A 17,887-nucleotide genomic window follows, 5' to 3' on the forward strand; every position below is an offset into this window, starting at 1 on the left:
GCCTCCGGTGCCTCCCGCGCAGCCGGCGCCGGCGCACTGTTGCCAGGCCCGCCGTGCAGCAACTCCGCCTGCGCCCTGGCGATCTCCTCGGCCGTCTGCGTCTTTTGGTGATCGTGCAGCTGCTCCACCTCGTCGCGGTGCTCGATCGCGTACTCGATCAGCTTCTCGACGGCGTACAGGTTCGCGTCGCGGACGGCCGTCAGCTGAATCGGCGGCAGGTCGAAGTCGTACTCGACCCGGTTCTTGATCCGCACCGCCATCAGCGAGTCCAGACCCAGCTCGATCAGCGGCACCTCCCACGGCAGGTCCTCGGGCTCGTAGCCCATGGCGCCACCGACGATCGTGCCGAGTCGCTGCCCGATGGTCTCCCCACCGTCGGGCGACCACTTGGCGAAGCCCGCTGCGAGACCCGCTCCTGCGGTGAGGTTGTCGCTCAGGATGGCCGCGTCGTCGGGTTCCTGGGCGACGGGGGCAGGCTCGACCGACGCTTCTTCGGTCACGGCAGCGCCTGCGCCGACTGCCGTTGGCAGCGCGGTCGCCTGACCACCACGGGTCACGATCGCGTCGTAGGCGAGCGTGAACGACTCACCGATGCGGGCGTGCACCTGCACCGTCGCGCCGCCGGGGTGGCGGGTCAGGGTGGTCACCAGCCTGGCATCGTCGGCAGGAAGGGCGCGTTGCTCGTAGGCGGTCAGCTTCGCGTCCGGAAGCACCTGCACCGAAGCGGCTTTCACCAATGCCGCGAGGTCGGTCGCGCCGCGCGGCGCGAACTCCCAGACGTGCCTGCCGTCGGGCATGGCGACGTGGGTGCCAGGGATCACCGCCGAGCCGTCGGCGGAGAAGTGCGCGTCCAGCCAGTGTTCCTTGCGGCGGAAGCGGGTCGGTGGAATGGCCGCGTAGTCGTGTCCGCGACCGGGCAGTCCGGGAGACCGCCCTGGGAACAACGTGCGGAAGTCGAGGTCGTGGCCGTAGACGAACAGCTGTGCCATCGCCGTGGTCATCGAGTCGACCTCGTCCTGCTTGCGCGCCAGCGTGGCGATGAGCTGCCCGTCATGCAAACCTGCGGCAGCCGTCGTCAATCCAACCTGCATGAGCGCCACGGGATTCGGCGCCAGCTCGAGGAAGGTGGTGTGGCCGTTGTCGACGGCGTTGCGGACGCCGTGCGTGAAGTACACGCTGTGCCGCAGGCCCTTCTTCCAGTAGTCCACGTCGTGGATGGGCTCGCTGCCCGGCCGGATGTACCCGCCCTCGTGGACGGTGGAGAAGTAGCCGACGTTCAGTGGCAGCGGCTCGATGCCCTGCAGTTCGGCGGCGAGTTCGCCGAGCAGCGGGTCCATCTGTTGCGTGTGGCTGGCGCCCTTGGTCTGGAACTTGCGGGCGAACTTGCCCTCCGACTCGGCCCTGGCGATGATCGCGTCCACCTGTTCGGGCGGACCACCGATCACTGTCTGAGTCGGCGCGGCGTACACGCACACCTCGAGGTCCGGGTAGTCGGAGAAGACCGTCTTGATCTCGTCGGCGGAGTACTCGACGAGCGCCATCAGCCGGATGTACTCGCCGAACAGCATGGCCTCGCCCTCGCCCATGAGGTGGGCGCGCGAGCAGATGGTGCGGGTGGCGTCGGCCAGCGACAACCCGCCTGCGAAGTACGCCGCGGCGGCCTCACCGAGCGACTGACCCACCACCGCACCGGGTTTCGCCCCGTGCGCCTTGAGCAGCTCACCGAGCGCGACCTGAATCGCGAAGATGACGGTCTGCGTGGTCTCGATGCCGTAATCCTGCGAGTCGTCGAGGATGAGCTCGACGACGGAGTACCCGAGTTCGTCCTGGATCAGCGCGTCGACCTTGTTGATCCACTCGGCGAACGTCTCGTCGCGCAGGTAGAGGCTCTTGCCCATCTTGCGGTGCTGCGCACCGAATCCGGCGAGCACCCACACCGGGCCGTTGGTGACCGGTCCGTCGGCGGCGAGCACCAGCGGGCTCTGCTTGCCATCGGCCAGCGCCCGCAGGCCTTTGATCGCCTCGTCGTGGTCGTGGGCCAGCACGACCGCGCGCGACCGGCCGTGGTTGCGCCTCGACAACGAACGGCCGATCGATTCCAGCGACGACGCCCGGCCCTCCGGGCTGTCGATCCAGTCGGCGAGCTCGGCAGCCGTCGTCCGCTTGCGCGAGGTGAGGAATCCCGAAACCGCCAGCGGCACCAGCGGTTTCGCCGACTCCCCGGCTGCGGCCGCGGCATCGACATCGGAGGCGAGCTCCTCGCGCGCGACCTCGAGAAGGCGCAGCGCCTCATCGGTCAGACCGGGCAGCTCGTGCTCGTCGGAGTCGGGCGCCTCCACGCCGATCTCGTCATCGGCATCGTCGTCGTCTTCTGCGGAGTGAATGAACTCGCCGTACTCGTCCATCCGGACACCACCGACGTACGCGGCATCGGCATCGGCCGCGGCAGCCTTCTCGATGGCCTGGTCGGGTTCGGCTTCCGGCTCGACGAGGTCGACCGCCAGCACCTCCCGCAGCACCAGGTGGGCGTTGGCGCCGCCGAAGCCGAAGCCGGACACGCCCGCGATCGCGTGGCCGCTGTAGCGCGGCCAATCGGCGACGGTGTCGTTGACCTTGAGTCGTTCCTTCTCGAAGTCGATGTACGGGTTCGGCCCCGTGTAGTTGATCGACGGAGGCAGCTTGTCGTTCTTGAGCGACAGCGCGACCTTGGCCAGGCTCGCGGCACCAGCGGCCGACTCGAGGTGTCCCACATTGGATTTCACCGCACCGAGCAGTGCGGGCTTGTCGACGGGACGGCCTCGACCGATGACGCGGCCCAGCGCGTCGGCCTCGATTGGGTCGCCGAGGATGGTGCCGGTGCCGTGCGCCTCGACGTAGTCGACGGAGCGCGGGTCGATGCCCGCGTCCTTGTAGGCCTTGCGCAGCACCTGTTCCTGCGCATCCGGATTCGGTGCGAGCAGGCCGTTGGACCGGCCGTCGTGGTTGACGGCACTGCCCGCGATGACGGCGATGATGTCGTCACCGTCGCGCCGCGCGTCGGCGACGCGCTTGAGCACCAGCATGCCGCCGCCCTCCGAGCGGGCGTAGCCGTCGGCGTCCTGCGAGAACGACTTGATCCGGCCGTCGGCAGACAACACGCCGCCGACCTCGTCGAAGCCGATGGTGACCATTGGGGTGATGAGCGCGTTGACGCCACCCGCCAGCACCACGTCGACCTCGCCGGAACGCAGCGACTGCACGCCCTGGTGCACGGCGACCAGTGAGCTCGAGCAGGCGGTGTCCACTGCCACCGAGGGACCCCGGAAGTCGTAGAAATACGACACCCGGTTGGCGATGATCGAGCTCGCGTTGCCGGTGATGGCGTACGGGTGCGCGACCGTCGGGTCCGACAACGCCAGGTAGATGTAGTCGTTGTTGGAGCTGCCGATGTAGACGCCGACGCTTTCACCGCGCAGGCTCGACGCCGGGATGCGCGCGCTCTCCAGCGCTTCCCACGTCAGCTCCAGCGCCATGCGCTGCTGCGGGTCGATGTTGTCGGCTTCCATCTTCGACAGCGCGAAGAACTCGGCGTCGAAGCCCTTGATGTCGGACAGATAGCCGCCCCGGGTGCGTGCCCTGCCGATCCGCTCGGCCAGCCGCGGTTCTTCGAGGAATTCCGACCAACGGCCCTCTGGCAGGTCCGTGATGGCGTCGCGGCCCTCCAGCAGCCCCTGCCACAACTCCTCCAGCGTGTTCATGTCGCCAGGTAGGCGGGTGGCCAAGCCGACAATCGCGATGTCGTCGACGTCACGGGTACGAGACCAGTCCTCGCCTTCGACGAACTCCACCACCGGTTCACCCTCGACGATCACCGTGGCCAACGCTTCGATCGTCGGATGCCGGAACGCGACGGTGGCGGTCAGCGTAACGCCGGTGAGGTCCTCGATGTCACTGGCCATCGCCACGGCGTCGCGCGAAGACAGGCCAAGCTCGACCATCGGAGTGGAATCGTTGATGGCGGCGGCGGACTGGCCGGTGGCGTTGGCGATCCAGTTGCGCAGCCACTCGCGCAGCTCGGCGACCGTCATGTCGGTGCGGGGCGCCGGCCGATCCTCGGCGGGCGATTGCGAATTGTCTTCTGCGTCAGTCATCTTCACTATTCACTTTCGCCGCATGCGGCCTGGCGACGGGCCGGGTGTTGCGTGTTCAGTCCGTCTTGTCGGGGAAGTCGTTGGCGATCCTTCCGTTGCGCAGGCTGCCGTCGAGGTACGCGGCCCGGCAGGCGCGGCGGCCGATCTTTCCGCTCGAGGTGCGCGGAATGGCACCCGCAGCAGTCAGCAGCACGTCGCGCACGGTGACGCCGTGGCGCACCGCGATCGCCGCACGGATGTCGTCGACGACCGGAGCAAGGTCCAGCTTGTGGGCGCCCGCCGCGCGCTCCGCGACGATGACCAGTTGTTCCGAGGAATCGTCGGGGTCGTGCTTGAGGCCGGCATGCGTGTTCTCGAAGACCTCGGCGGGCAGTTGGTTGGCTGGCACCGAGAATGCGGCGACGAAGCCGGTCCGAAGCGCGCGGCTGGCCTCCTGCGCCGAGTACTCCAGGTCCTGCGGATAGTGGTTGCGCCCGTCGATGATCACCAGGTCCTTCACGCGGCCCGTTATATAGAGATCGCGTTCGTGGAAGACGCCGTAGTCGCCGGTGCGCACCCAGGTGCCGTCATCGGCCGCGCCATCGGCGTGGGACGGGGTGGTCCTGGACTTGAGGATGTTCTGGAAGGTCTCGACGGTCTCCGCCGGCCGGTTCCAGTAGCCGGTGCCCATGTTCTGGCCGTGCATCCAGATCTCGCCGATCTGGCCGTCGGGCAGCTCGGTGGCCGTCTCGGCGTCGACGATGGTGACCCAGACGGCAACGCCGACCCTGCCCGCCGACGCCTGTGCGACGGCGGTGGGCGAGTCCTCGGACACCTCGACGAACCGGTGCTGGTTGAGCTCGTCGCGGTCGACGTGGATGATCTTCGGCGGCTCGTCCACCGGGGTGCCCGAGACGAACAAGGTGGCCTCGGCCAGACCGTAGGACGGCTTGATCGCCTCTGGCTTGAAGCCGAACTGTCCGAACGCCTCGTTGAACCGGCGCACGGTGGCTGCCGAGATCGGCTCGCTGCCGTTGAGCACCGCCTTGACGTTGGACAGGTCGAGCGGCGGCTCGCCCTCCTTGGGCAGCCCGCGCGCCGCGGCGTGATCGAAGGCGAAGTTCGGTGCGACCGAGATGACGCCGCCGGTCTCACCATCCTTGCGTGCCATCTCCCGGATCCACCGGCCCGGCCTGCGGACGAACGCCGCCGGGGTCATGAACACCACGTAGTGGCCGATCATCGGCGACACCATCGCCGTGATCAGGCCCATGTCGTGGAAGAACGGCAGCCAGGAGACGCCGCGGTCTCCTTCCTCGCCGCCGATGGCCTCGATGACCTGCACCACGTTGGTGGCCAGGTTCAGATGCGTGATCTGCACGCCCGTCGGGATGCGGGTCGAGCCGGAGGTGTACTGCAGGTAGGCGATCGTCTCGTAGTCGACGTCGACCTGCTCCCAGGTGACACCGACTTCGTCGGGGACCGCATCGACGGCGATGACGCGGGGACGTTCGTTGGCCGGCCTGCTGCGGAAGAACTTCCGGACGCCCTCGGCGGCCGCGGTGGTGGTGAGGATCGCGGTGGGCTTGCAGTCGTCGAGGACCGCGTGCAGACGCCCGACGTGACCCGGCTCGGCCGGATCGAACAGGGGGACCGCAATCCGGCCGGAGTACAGGGTGCCGAAGAACGCGACCATGTATTCGAGGTTCTGGGGGCACAGGATGGCGACGCGATCCCCGGGCTGGGTGACCTGCTGAAGGCGAGCGGCGACGGCCTTGTTCCGGACACTGAAGTCGGCCCAGTTCAGGTCGTGTTCGACACCGTCGCGTTCGGTGGAGAAGTCGACGAACCGGTAGGCCAGTTTGTCACCGCGGACCTTCGCCCACTTCTCGACGTGGCGCACCACGCTGCCGTTGTCGGGAAACCGGATCTGACCGTCCTTCAAGAACGGGTTGTGGAATCCCATGTCACTCTCCTGTCAATGCTGTTTCGAGGCCCGCTCGCCGCCGGGCCTCTTTCGCACGGGGTGTCGGGGCCGACGCGTCGTCGGCCGGCCGTCGGTACGTCAAACCCCGAGAATCGTACCGGGGTGTTGGCGCCGATCACGGGACCACTGATCAGACACTCTTCGGATGCCGCTCGATGGCGCCTGATCAAGATTCCTCGCGTCGAAGCCGAACCCTACTCTTACGTTTCTCTTAATGTTAGGCGAGCGCCCGGCACAGGCCAAATCGTCTGCGGGATCTTTACTCAACCGTGCTTCGGGCGTGGCGCGTTGTCGATGAGGCCCTGCGCCCACGACAGCGTCCACTGGGGGGAGGTCTTGCCGTCCAGGCTCCAGAACTCCGGGGTGTTGTACAGCGCGTGCACCGGCGCCCCGGCACCACCGGTCAGCACCTCCAGTGTCTGCGGCAGGTTCACGATCGAGAACGCCGACTCGGGTGCGGCGCAGATCAGGTCACCCGCCCCGCAGATCTGGTTGGTGCGGTCGTTCAGCGTCCCGAACCCGCCAGGCCGCGCACCCGTCATGGTCAGTCCCAGCGACGAAAGGACCGGCACCTCGGCCAGCGTGATCTCGGCGCCCTGCCCCGTGGGGTTGGGGCCGATGTCCTGCCCGACGCTGTCCTGCCTGCGGCCGTCGGCGATCAACGTCACGCCGAGCACCAGGTCCGCATCGACGGGCCCGCGGCCGTTGCCGATGTCGCTGGCGATGTCCCCGGCGATCACGGCGCCCTGCGAGAAGCCGACCAGCACGTAACTGGTCAGCGGGCAGTCGGCGTTCATCTTGGTCAGCGCCGCGACGGCGGCACGCATGCCCTCGGCGCGGCTGTCGTTGTAGGACATCTGCTTGTCCGCCGAGAACGGATTGTGGAACTGCGCGGTGTAGGGAACCGTGTACTCGGCAAGGCGGTCGGTGCCGAACGCGGCCCGGAGCGGGTTGGTCACGTTGAGCAACAGGGCAATCGGGAACTGCACCGGGTTCAGCGGGTCGAGTTGCGGCGACGACTCCCAGGTCCCGGGGATCGACATCAACTGGACATCCGGGCAGCTGGCGTCCTGGAACTCCGGCCGCGGCTTGGACGACGTCGGCGGCACCGCGGTGGGCGGGTTGACGCCGCTGCTGGGCGGCAGCGCGGTCGGCGGACTGTCGGGCTGACGCAGCCAGACCACCACCGCGGCGACGACGACGGCGACCAGCACGGCAACGGCCCCGGCGGCGGCCAGGGCAAGGATGCGGTGACGCTTGCGTCGGGTGGTGGGCATGTTCTCCTGCTAGCAGAGTCGTTCGGTCGCGATGCGAATGTAGTCGGCGGTCACCGAGTTGACTTCACCCGCCGGGGGGGCCTGCGAACTCAGGTGGGAGTCACGGACGTCGCCGCGCACCATCGGCAACACGAAGTCCCACACCTCCTGGTCGCTGTGGTCGGCCGCGCGGGCCTGACACACGTACGAGCCGATGCTCAATGCCAGCAGCTCGCTGGACGGATGCACGCCTGCCGCGGTGAGCGCTTCGAGGTACCCCCGCTGCTTGGGCGTGGCCTTCAGGGCACTGGACACTCCGCCGTCCTGCTCCGGCGGCTGGGCCACGATCTGTGCACCCGCACCCGCGGGAGCGGTCTCCGAGGTCGGCATTCCCATGGTGGCAATCACACCGTCGCTCATGCCGCAGCCACTGACCAGCAACGTGGCGCAGGCGACGAGCGAAGTACCGAGGGCCGGAACGGCACGGCCCGACGACGGGGTGCGGTTACGGGTTGGCCCCTTTGCTAGACCGGCTGCCGGCATAGGCGTGTGTCGCACGCCTCCAAGGTACCGGCTGGCCGGCGCGGGCCGGTCACGCGCTTTGCCGGGGGTGTCCTACTTGATCGCGGCGACGAGGTCACCGGACATGGCCGCCAGCTGTGGAGCCCAGGTACCCCAGTCGTGCTGACCACCTGTCGGGATGTCGAAGTGCCCGTTGTGGCCACCGACGCCGCGGTAGTGCTGGTAGAACGTGCGATTGCTGCCTTGGGCCTGATCGCAGTACCCGATCATCGCGGCCGGGTCGCTGCACGTCAGGGTCGCCGGGCTGAACACCCACAACCTGGTGTTGTTGTCGGCCAGCAGTTGCACGTGCACGTCGGGGTCGTGCCACTTCCACCGACCCAGCTGTGCCGCTCCCCACATGGCTTGCGTGTTGACGCCGCCGTACTGGGCGAGGCCCGCGGTGATGGCGCCGTTCAGCGCGGTCTGCGACGGGGTGAGGAAGCCCGACAGCGACCCCGCATACCGGAACCGGTCCGGGTGGAACGCCGCCATCGTCAAGGCGCCGGTGCCCCCCTGGGCGGCGCCGACGATGCCGTGCCCGCCGGGTGCAAGGCCCTTGTTGGCCGCCAGCCAGTCCGGCAGCTCACTGGATAGGAAGGTCTCCCACTGCATGCTGCCGTCTTGTTCCCAGTTCGTGTAGAGGCTCCAGGCACCACCCGCGGGCGCGGCCACCGAGACGCCCTTGCCCGCGAAGGTGTTCATCGCGTTGCCCGCCGTCACCCAGTTGCTCACGTCGGGTGCGGCGTTGAACGCGTCGAGCAGGAAGACGGCGTGCGGTCCGCCTGCCTGGAACGCCACCGGGATGTCGCGGCCCATCGCCGCCGAGGGCACCATCAGGTACTCGACGCCGGCGGCCTTCGCGGTGGTCTGACTCGCCGCCCACAGGCCCGTGGCGATCGCCACCGCACACATCACTCGAAACAGCACCGAGAGCAGCCTCATACCCACCTCAATTGGTCGCCACGTATCGCCTATGGGTCCCCCGCAGGCCCGCGTTGTAGTGAATCACATCACGACGACGGACCGCGCCCGAAACGATCGACGGCGGCGACCCATTGGGTCGCCGCCGTCGGGCGTTCGTTCCGCGCTGTATTTAGCCTCCGGAGGCGGCGGCCGCCTGCGGAGCTGCAGGTACCGCGTTGGGGTCACCGGGCGTCGCGCCGAGCACCCGCTGGATGTCGGGCTTCATCTGCTGCAACTGGGAGCCCCAGTAGCCCCAGCTGTGCGTGCCGTTCTGCGGGAAGTTGAACACGGCGTTCTTGCCGCCCGCGGCGATGTAGTTCGTCTGGAAGGTCTTGTTGGTCCGCAACGTGAACCCTTCGAGGAACTTCGCGTTGAACAGGTTGAACCCGTTGGTGCCTGCGTCGAGATCCGACGGGGTGCCGTCACCGCAGTAGATCCACATGCGGGTGTTGTTGGCTACCAGCGAGCCCATGTTGACCATCGGGTCGTTGCGCTTCCACGCGGGATCACTCGACTCGCCCCACATGTCCTTGGACTTGAAGCCGCCCGCGTCACCCATCGAGGTGCCGACCAGCATGGGCCACCAGCCCTCGGAGAGGTTGAGGAAGCCCGAAAGCGACGCCGCATACGGGAATTGGTCCGGGTGGTAGATCGCCAGGGTCAGCGCGGCCGAACCGGCCATCGACAGGCCGACTGCCGCGCTACCGGTCGGCTTCACCTGCTTCTGCGCCGCCAGGTAGGCGGGCAGCTCCTGGGTGAGGAACGTTTCCCACTTGTAGGTCTGGCATGCGCCGTTCTTACCGCAGGCCGGTTGGTACCAGTCGCTGTAGAAGCTGGACTGTCCACCGACGGGCATCACCACGGAGAGACCGGACTGGTAGTACCACTCGAAGGCCGGGGTGTTGATGTCCCAGCCGTTGAAGTCGTCCTGAGCGCGAAGGCCGTCCAGCAGATACACGGCAGGCGAGTTCGGGCCACCGCTCTGGAACTGGATCTTGATGTCGTGCCCCATGCCAGCCGACGGAACCTCTAGGTACTCGACCGGCAAACCCGGCCGGGAGAATGCGCCAGCAGTCGCTGCGCCGCCGACGACGCCAACCAGTCCTGGCAGCGCAACGGCTGCCAGGGCCGCGACCGCAAAGCGGCGCGCCATCTTTCCAACGAAACTCATGCTTCTACATATCCAATCTGTCGTATGCCGCGCCCGGTCTGGGTCCTGGGACCACCCCGCGACGCCCGTGTAGTCAACCACACCTATGTGGCCTTCCTCATCTCCTGCGATTGCACCCCTGGTCACCGCTCAGCCGTTGAGGGTGGCGATCAGGTCGGGCTTGAGGGCTTGCAATTGCGTGCCCCAGTAAGCCCACGAATGGTTCCCAGCGGGTGGGAATTGGAAGGTGGCATTGGTGCCTCCCGCCGACGCGTATCTCTCCTGGAATCGCGTATTGCTGCCGATGGCAAGTGATTCCAGGCTGTCGGCGTTGAACGACTGCCCAGGGTCGACGTTCTCGTCGGCCGGACCGCCGCCCGGCGCGCAGTAGATCCACAGCCGCGTGCCGTTGCCGACGATGCGGTCGACCTGCTGGACCGGGTCGTTGCGCGTCCACGCGGGATCCCACGGAGGGCCCCACATGTCGTCGACGTTGTAACCACCGGCATCGAGCATCGCGACGCGGATGGCCTGCTTCATGAAGAGCGTGGACGGGTTGAGGAAACCCGACAGCGACGCCGCATAGCTGAACTGCCCGGGGTGGTACGCCGACAGGATCAGCGCGGCGCCGCCGGCCATCGACAAACCAACGACACCGTTGCCGGTGGTCGAGATCTGTTTGTTGGCGGCGAGCCACTGCGGCAGTTCGTTGGTGAGGAACGTCTCCCACTTATAGGTGTAGGGCTGGTTGTTGAAGCTCGACGGTGAGTACCAGTCGGTGTAGAAGCTGGACTGCCCGCCGACGGGCATCACCACCGAGACGCCCGACTCGAAGAACCACTCGAATGCGGCCGTGTTGATGTCCCAGCCGTTGAAGTCGTCCTGGGCGCGCAGGCCGTCCAGGAGGTAGACGGCTTTGGAGCCGCTGACGTTGGATGTCGCCGCCGGGGCGGCTCCGGGTTGGAACTGCACGTGCACGTTCCGGCCCATCGCCGTTGAGTAGACGTCGAGGTACTCGACGGGCAGACCTTCGCGGGAGAACGCACTTGCCGTTGGCGTGCTGCCAAGCACCGTCAGCGCGGGCACCGCCAGCACCGCAGCAACGACCACCGACGCGCGGCGAATCGCCATCCGTGCGGCGCCGAGGCGCGTAGATGTACCCATTGCGGCTCTTACCATCCAATTTCATATGTCCGGCGCCGCATCGAGCGGCCGTGTCCGTAGCACAGCTCATGGCAAGCGATGAATCAACTGACTGCTTATCGCCTCAACATGGCCGGAGCGTTACCCAAGGCGCAACCAAAGCAGAAACCCGGGGCCCCCAACAAATCGTGGAGACGTCCGTCACGGCCCCGTCGCAGGCAGGCCGGTGTACGGGGCGCCCTTCGACGGAGGCGGCTGCAGGCCGCATCGTTCCAGCTCATAGCGCGGCACGCGATTGATCCGGTACTGCGTGAACTGCCAGGCGTGGAGGAAGTTCGACAGGAACCGCCGCGGCCCCATCGGCGCGCGCACCGAGTTGAGCATGGCTTCGGTCGCCGGGCACTTCAGCGCCACCTCGGCCTGCGCCACCCAGTCCTCGTTGAGGTACGGCGGGATGAACGGATACTCCTTCAGGAACGGGCCCTCGGCGACCGCCCAGTCCGGGAAGAGGTTCTTGTCGTGACCGATTCGGCCGTCCTCCAGCCGCGCGGTGTGCGCCGCCAACGGGTTGGCCAACCCGATCTGGTCGATCACCCGCACGTCGAGTCCGACGTTCATGCCGAGCATCCCGAGATTGGTGAAGAACACCGTGTGCGGCCCGATCCGATTCTTCACGGGTGGCGCGCCTGGTGGTGGGGGCGGCGGCGGGATGGCGGGGACCACGTCCCACTGGTCGTAGTTGCCTGACGGCAGCAGCAGCGCGCCGTCGGGCGTGTTCCCGATCGCGCTGAGCACCGCACGCATCCGCGGATAGTCCAGGTAGTCGGCGGCGGTGAGCGGATGCGCGTGACCGGTGGCCTGCGAGTAGAAGCGGCGCTCGTCGACGATCCCCGAGTAGGTGACCCGGGTGGCGTCCGCACCCATCCCAGGCGAAGTCGCCGCCCACGCAGACCAACCCACGACGGCCAGCCAGATCACGCTGGTGGCACCGGCCAGCAGGTAACCCGTCTCCCGGCCCATCCGTCGGCTTCCGTCGGGCAGCACGATGGGAATGACCGCGATCGGCAACAACAGGCAGAACAGCGGGGTCAGCAGCACCCTGCCGTGCATGAAGTCGCCGCCCTGACGAACCCAGTAGATCGCCTGCACCAGCCCACTCAGAAGCATGAAAAGCACGACGGCAGGCGGACTTTGGATCGATCGCGCGAGCCGTCCGTAGCCCCGCGGGATCTGATGCCTGGTCCACCACGGCATCGTTCTCGACGCGAAGAGCACCAGCCCGATCGCGGCGAGCAACATCACCGGCGCCCACAACCGGTACGGCTGGTTGAAGTTGGTCAGGTACAGGAAGCCCTGCTGCCACTTGGACCCCGTCGCGTCCTTGGCGATCGCGGTGCCGGGTACCACCAGGCCGTAGTAACCCATCCGGAACACTTGATAGGCCACGGGCAACAGGCCGCCCGCGACCACGATCAGCAGCCGCCGGTGCCAGCCGCGCGCGGCGACGAGCATCATCACCAGCGCCAGGCCACCGATCAGCGCCAACTCGGGCCGGACCAGGACGCTCAGCCCTGCGACGAACGCCAGCGACCCGTCGAAGACCCGGCTCACCGCGTTCTTCTCCGGAGGACCGCCGGGGATGGCCGGGTCCACTGGCAGCCGCAAGGCCTGCGACCAGCACACCATCATCCACCAGAGCAGACCGAGATAGGCCAGTACCAAACCGTTTTCGAGCCCGGAGGTGGCGAAGTCGCGGGCAGGCGGAATCGCGATGTAGACCAGCATGCCTGCGGGTAGCAGCAGCGCCCGGCGGCCCCGCAGCCCGGGTGCGTACAGCCGGCCGGTGCCGAGCATCGCGAAGACGACGCCGAGCACGCTGAGCGCCAACGCGAGCGCCAACGCCACGTATTCGAGTTGCGTCGAGCCACCGATCCAGGCGCCAAGGGTGACCAGGTAGCTCCACACCGTCGAGGTGTTGGCCTCCACCCGCTCGCCCGTGTTGAACACGGGGCCGTTGCCCGCCAGCAGGTTTCGCACGGTCCGCAGGACGATCAGGCCGTCGTCGGCGATCCAGCGGCGTTGCCAGGCACCCCAGCCGAACAGCCCGGCGACCACCAGCACACTCAGCCAGAGGCTGATCCGGACCGTCACGTCGTAGGGGAACGCCGGCCAGCGCGCCCACCGCAGCGCGGCGGCGGAATTCGTCCGATCAGTTGAAAAAGACTGCGGCACCGAGGGTTCCGATCAACGCCACGGCCAGCAGCTGCAGCACGCGGTCGCGCAGCGCGATATCCTCGGGCTCGCCGGCCATACCGCCGTCCACGTCCACGGCATAGCGCAGGATCGCGATGGTGAACGGGACCATCGACACGGCGAACCACGATCCGTCCGTGATGCGGTCGCGTTCGAAGGCCCACAACCCATAGCAGACCACCACCGCGGCGGCCGACAACGTCCACACGAACCGGAGGTAGGTGCTGGTGTAACTCTCCAGCGACTTGCGGATCTTGGCGCCGGTGCGCTCGGCGAGCTGCAACTCGGCGTAGCGCTTCCCCGCCACCATGAACAGCGACCCGAACGCCATGACGAGCAGAAACCATTGCGACAGTGGGATGTCGGCGGCCGCGCCGCCGGCGATTGCCCTAATCAGATACGCCGACGACACGATGCAGATGTCGAGCACGGGCTGGTGTTTGAGGCCGAAGCAGTAGGCCAACTGGATGGCGATGTAGATCGCGATGACCAGCGCCAGGTTGGGCGCGGTGAACCAGGAGATGACCAACGACGCCACGGCCAGGACCACGGCCAGCGCATACGCCAGCGACTCGGGCACCACGCCAGCGGCGATCGGGCGGAACCTCTTGGTGGGGTGCTCCCGGTCGGCCGCGACGTCGCGGGCGTCGTTGACGAGATAGATCGACGAGGCGGCCAGGCTGAACGCGACGAAGGCGATGCCGACCTTGATGAGCACGTCGCGGTAGTCGTACTGGACGTCGCCGCCGAGGGCGAATAGCGGCGCGGCCAGCACCAGCAGGTTCTTCACCCACTGGCGCGGCCGCAACGCCTTGACGATGCCGGTCGCGAGGTTCTTCGGCGGGCCGAGTGTCGGCGCGGCTTCCTCGCTCATCGAGTCTCTCCTTCAGCCAGGTCCGCTACCGCACCCACTGCCTTGGCGACGACCGCGCCCACCGCCACCCCGACGAGCACATCGCTCGGGTAGTGCACACCAAGCACCAAGCGGGACAACGCCATCGGCGGCACCAGTACCCATGGCAGGGGCAGCCCCGTCACGCGGCCCAGCAGGATGGACGCCGCCGTGGTGGACGTGGCGTGGGCGGACGGGAAGCTCAGCCTGCTCGGCGTGCCGACGTTCACGGCGATCGCCGGGTGATGCGGTCGCTGGCGCTTGACGATCCGCTTGATCACCACCGCACACGCATGGGCGAGGAATGCGGCGGCCCCCGCGGTCAACCACGCCTGCCTGCGCCGCGACTGAACCAAGGCGCCCAGCAGCGAGACACCCACCCAGCCGGCGCTGTGTTCACCGAAGTGCGAGAGGGCGCGGGCGCCGCTCAGCACTCCCGGCCGGTCCGCGATCCCCTGCTGCACGGCGACCAGCACGGCGTCCTCGCCCCGCGGGGTGTCCGTGGTGGCAAGATTCATCGCCGCCGCCGGGTCTTCGCGGGTGTACTCATCGCCGCGCTTCTGGGGCGGCCGCAAACAGAACGGATTCCCACTTCTGCTTGCTCGACAGCACCGGCAACGCATCGCGGTACACCTTGCGCATCCGGTTGAACTTGCGGGCAAGGCGCGCTTGGCGTTTCAGCGATTCGCGAAGCAGTTCGGCCATCTTGGCGCGGTCGCGCTGACGGAAGACGACACCGCGTCCATCTGCCGTGGTGACGGTGACGCCGTCGACATTGCAGAGCGAGAACCACCGGGCGTCCTGGGTCGCCACGTTGATCTGCGGACGGGTGTGGTGTTCCGGGTCGTGTGCCCGAAGCTGATGGACGGCCCCGCGGGTCAGCCGCAACGCGATCGCGACCGGACTGGTGGGGATGTTCACCTTCTTGCGCCACCGCTTGTCGGACGGCGTCGGTAGTGCGGTAGCACTCGGCAGCACGACCGCGTCGGGGTACTCCTGACGCATCGCCCGCACGTCGGGCAGCGCGGACTCGAGGATCGAGAAGATGTGCTCTGGCCCGGCCAGGAAGTCGTCCATCGCCTTGTTTTGGATGGCGACGGTCGAATACTCAAGGCAGAGAAGGTGTTTCAACGTCGCTTTCAGATGGCTCGCGATCAGGCCACGGATGTTGCCGTCCCAGTGCATGGCCGCGACGACCAACCGGTTGCGCAGGTGGAAGTAGGCCTGCCAGTCGATCGCGTCATCCTTGTCACTCCACGCCATGTGCCAGATCGCGGCGCCGGGCAGCGTCACGGTCGGATACCCGTGCTCCCCGGCCCGCAGGCCATAGTCGGCATCGTCCCATTTGATGAACAACGGCAGCGGTTGGCCGAGTTCCTCGGCCACCGACCGCGGGATCATGCACATCCACCAGCCGTTGTAGTCGACGTCGATGCGCCGGTGTAGCAGCCTGCTGCGCAACTCCTCTTCGTCGCTGAGCGGGTACTTGGCGAAGTTGTGGTCGTACTCGGTGTTGACCGCGCCCGTCCACATGAAGTTCTCTTGATCGACCATCTCGCCCATCACGTGAAGATGGCTCGGCTCTTGCAGATTCAGCATCTGTCCACCGACCAGGGTGGGCACCTTGGCGAACCGGTTCAGCGCGAGCGCCCGCAGGATCGAGTCCGGCTCGATGCGGATGTCGTCGTCCATGAACAGGATCTGTTCGCAATCGGTGTTCTTCAACGCCTCGTACATCACCCGGCTATAGCCACCGGAGCCGCCCAGGTTCGGCTGGTCGTGCACGGAAAGGCGATTGCCGAGGGCCAACGCGGCCTCGTCGAACCCGGGATGGTCCTTGGCCTTGCTGGTGCCCTGGTCGGTGACGATCACCGCACTGATGACCTCGTCCACCAACGGATCCGACGTCAGCGCGGCGAGCGCGCTGACGCAGTCGGAGGGCCGGTTGAAGGTCGGGATGCCCAACGCGATGTTGGCCCGGCCAGGAGCTGGCTGCGGTGCGTACCAGCCGGCACTGTGCACCGTGACCGCAGAGTTGGTGGTGATGTCGAACCAGATCCAGCCGCCGTCCTCGAACGGGTCGATGCCGATCTCGAACTCGGCCACGACGGGCTGTCCGGAATCACCACTGGAAACGGCGCTGCCGCCCACCGTGATTCGCGCGCCCGTCGCCTTCGAGCGGTAGACGTCGACCCGTGCGCTGCCGACCAGCTCGACCCGCAGCACGACCGAGTCGAGGATCGACCAGCGTCGCCAGTAGCTGGCAGGGAAGGCGTTGAAGTAGGTGGCGAAGGATACTTCCGACTCGGTGCCGATCTCCAGCGTGGTGCGGGTCGGCGCGTGCGCACGCCGCGCGTTGGTGGTCGACTCCTCGATGTAGAGCTTGCGGACGTCAAGGGGTTCGCCGGGACGCGGCAGGATGACGCGGGACAGCAGGCTGACCGCGCGGGTCTGCCCGGCGTCCAGCGCGCCGAATGGAATGTCACTCATGCTGGGCTGCTTTCATCTTCGGCAAGCGGCGCACCCTCAACGAGATGCGGCGCCAGCGTGTTGTCGTACATGTTCAGCGCGCTGGCGATGGCCATGTGCATGTCGAGGTACTGGTAGGTACCCAGCCGGCCGCCGAACAGCACCTTGGCCGACGCCGTCTCCGATCTGGCCCTGGAGCGGTAGGCCGCGAGCAGCGTGCGGTCGGCTTCGGTGTTGATCGGATAGTAGGGCTCATCCTCGTCATCGGCGAACCGCGAGAACTCCCGCATGATCACGGTCTGGTCCGTCGGGTACTCGCGCTCCGGGTGGAAGTGCCGGAATTCGTGGATGCGGGTATAGGGCACGTCGGCGTCGTTGTAGTTCATCACCGGAGTGCCTTGGAAATCACCGGTGGGCAACACTTCGACTTCGAAGTCAAGGGTGCGCCAGCCCAGCCGTCCCTCGGCGTAGTCGAAGTAGCGGTCCAGCGGGCCGGTGTACACGACCGGTGCGTCCGGGCTAGCCGCGCGGAGTTCTTGGCGGACGTCGAACCAGTCGGTGCCCAACCGCACCTCGATGCGCTCGTCGGCGGCCATCTTCTCCAGCCAGGCGGTGTAGCCGTCGACCGGCAAGCCCTCGTAGGTGTCGTTGAAGTACCGGTTGTCGAACGTGTAGCGGACCGGCAGCCTGGCGATGTTGGCCGCTGGCAATTCCTTGGGGTCGGTCTGCCATTGCTTGGCCGTGTAGGCCTTGACGAACGCCTCGTAGAGCGGCCGCCCGATCAGCGAGATGGCCTTCTCTTCGAGGTTCTGCGCGTCGGCGGTATCGATCTCGGCGGACTGCTCGGCGATCAGCGCCCTGGCCTCGTCGGGAGTGAAGTAGCGGCCGAAGAACTGCGACACCAGGCCGAGCCCCATCGGGAACTGGTAGGCCTGCCCGTCGTGCATGGCGAACACCCGGTGCTGGTAACCGGTGAAGTCGGTGAACTGCCGCACGTAGTCCCACACCCGCTTGTTGGAGGTGTGGAACAGGTGGGCGCCGTACTTGTGCACTTCGATGCCGGTGCTGGGTTCGGCTTCGGAGTAGGCGTTGCCGCCGATG

12 protein-coding genes are annotated in these 17,887 nt (G+C 67.2%); all 12 read right to left on the reverse strand.

Annotated elements, in window-relative coordinates; all coding sequences use genetic code 11:
• Positions 1-4,130: polyketide synthase Pks13 (pks13, locus tag QOC69_RS21000; protein ID WP_526443151.1), on the reverse strand; the 4,130-nt coding region annotated here is incomplete at its 3' end.
• Between the two features lie 55 nt (positions 4,131-4,185).
• Positions 4,186-6,075 carry a long-chain-fatty-acid--AMP ligase FadD32 gene (fadD32, locus tag QOC69_RS21005; protein WP_526443153.1) on the reverse strand — a complete coding sequence of 630 codons (1,890 nt, stop codon included), beginning with the start codon at positions 6,073-6,075 and terminating at the stop codon, positions 4,186-4,188.
• Between the two features lie 284 nt (positions 6,076-6,359).
• Positions 6,360-7,373 (reverse strand): carboxylesterase Culp6, encoded by a 1,014-nt coding sequence (gene culp6 / locus QOC69_RS21010; protein WP_526443155.1) that lies wholly within the window; start codon positions 7,371-7,373, stop codon positions 6,360-6,362.
• 9 nt (positions 7,374-7,382) lie between these two features.
• Positions 7,383-7,772, reverse strand: coding sequence for a DUF732 domain-containing protein (locus QOC69_RS21015; protein ID WP_526443157.1), 390 nt, complete (start codon positions 7,770-7,772; stop codon positions 7,383-7,385).
• A gap of 195 nt (positions 7,773-7,967) precedes the next feature.
• Positions 7,968-8,858: an alpha/beta hydrolase gene (locus tag QOC69_RS21020; protein WP_526443159.1), complete on the reverse strand. Its 891-nt coding sequence runs from the start codon at positions 8,856-8,858 to the stop codon at positions 7,968-7,970.
• A gap of 151 nt (positions 8,859-9,009) precedes the next feature.
• On the reverse strand, positions 9,010-10,050 hold the full coding sequence (locus tag QOC69_RS21025) for an alpha/beta hydrolase (RefSeq protein WP_526443161.1): 1,041 nt from the start codon (positions 10,048-10,050) through the stop codon (positions 9,010-9,012).
• A 129-nt stretch (positions 10,051-10,179) separates the two neighbouring features.
• Positions 10,180-11,208 carry an alpha/beta hydrolase gene (locus tag QOC69_RS21030; protein ID WP_526443163.1) on the reverse strand — a complete coding sequence of 343 codons (1,029 nt, stop codon included), beginning with the start codon at positions 11,206-11,208 and terminating at the stop codon, positions 10,180-10,182.
• Between the two features lie 165 nt (positions 11,209-11,373).
• Positions 11,374-13,404, reverse strand: coding sequence for a terminal beta-(1->2)-arabinofuranosyltransferase (gene aftB / locus QOC69_RS21035; RefSeq protein WP_526443165.1), 2,031 nt, complete (start codon positions 13,402-13,404; stop codon positions 11,374-11,376).
• Positions 13,382-14,299 (reverse strand): decaprenyl-phosphate phosphoribosyltransferase, encoded by a 918-nt coding sequence (locus tag QOC69_RS21040; RefSeq protein WP_526443167.1) that lies wholly within the window; start codon positions 14,297-14,299, stop codon positions 13,382-13,384. Before QOC69_RS21040 ends, aftB begins: the two co-directional genes overlap by 23 nt.
• Positions 14,296-14,835: a phosphatase PAP2 family protein gene (locus QOC69_RS21045; RefSeq protein ID WP_526443173.1), complete on the reverse strand. Its 540-nt coding sequence runs from the start codon at positions 14,833-14,835 to the stop codon at positions 14,296-14,298. The genes QOC69_RS21040 and QOC69_RS21045 overlap by 4 nt, the downstream gene beginning before the upstream one ends.
• Positions 14,836-14,863: 28 nt before the next feature.
• Positions 14,864-16,807, reverse strand: coding sequence for a glycosyltransferase family 2 protein (locus QOC69_RS21050; RefSeq protein ID WP_526443169.1), 1,944 nt, complete (start codon positions 16,805-16,807; stop codon positions 14,864-14,866).
• Positions 16,804-17,887: UDP-galactopyranose/dTDP-fucopyranose mutase family protein (locus QOC69_RS21055; protein ID WP_526443171.1), on the reverse strand; the 1,084-nt coding region annotated here is incomplete at its 5' end. The genes QOC69_RS21050 and QOC69_RS21055, both read right to left, overlap by 4 nt.

This window comes from Mycobacterium sp. (assembly GCF_032162105.1).
Lineage (GTDB): Bacteria > Actinomycetota > Actinomycetes > Mycobacteriales > Mycobacteriaceae > Mycobacterium.

Coding starts and splice junctions, on each gene's coding strand:
- fadD32 (WP_526443153.1), bottom strand. CDS start 6,075: ATGGGATTCCACAACCCGTTCTTGAAGGACGGTCAGATCCGGTTTCCC.
- culp6 (WP_526443155.1), bottom strand. CDS start 7,373: ATGCCCACCACCCGACGCAAGCGTCACCGCATCCTTGCCCTGGCCGCC.
- QOC69_RS21015 (WP_526443157.1), bottom strand. CDS start 7,772: ATGAGCGACGGTGTGATTGCCACCATGGGAATGCCGACCTCGGAGACC.
- QOC69_RS21020 (WP_526443159.1), bottom strand. CDS start 8,858: ATGAGGCTGCTCTCGGTGCTGTTTCGAGTGATGTGTGCGGTGGCGATC.
- QOC69_RS21025 (WP_526443161.1), bottom strand. CDS start 10,050: ATGAGTTTCGTTGGAAAGATGGCGCGCCGCTTTGCGGTCGCGGCCCTG.
- QOC69_RS21030 (WP_526443163.1), bottom strand. CDS start 11,208: ATGGTAAGAGCCGCAATGGGTACATCTACGCGCCTCGGCGCCGCACGG.
- QOC69_RS21040 (WP_526443167.1), bottom strand. CDS start 14,299: ATGAGCGAGGAAGCCGCGCCGACACTCGGCCCGCCGAAGAACCTCGCG.
- QOC69_RS21045 (WP_526443173.1), bottom strand. CDS start 14,835: ATGAATCTTGCCACCACGGACACCCCGCGGGGCGAGGACGCCGTGCTG.
- QOC69_RS21050 (WP_526443169.1), bottom strand. CDS start 16,807: ATGAGTGACATTCCATTCGGCGCGCTGGACGCCGGGCAGACCCGCGCG.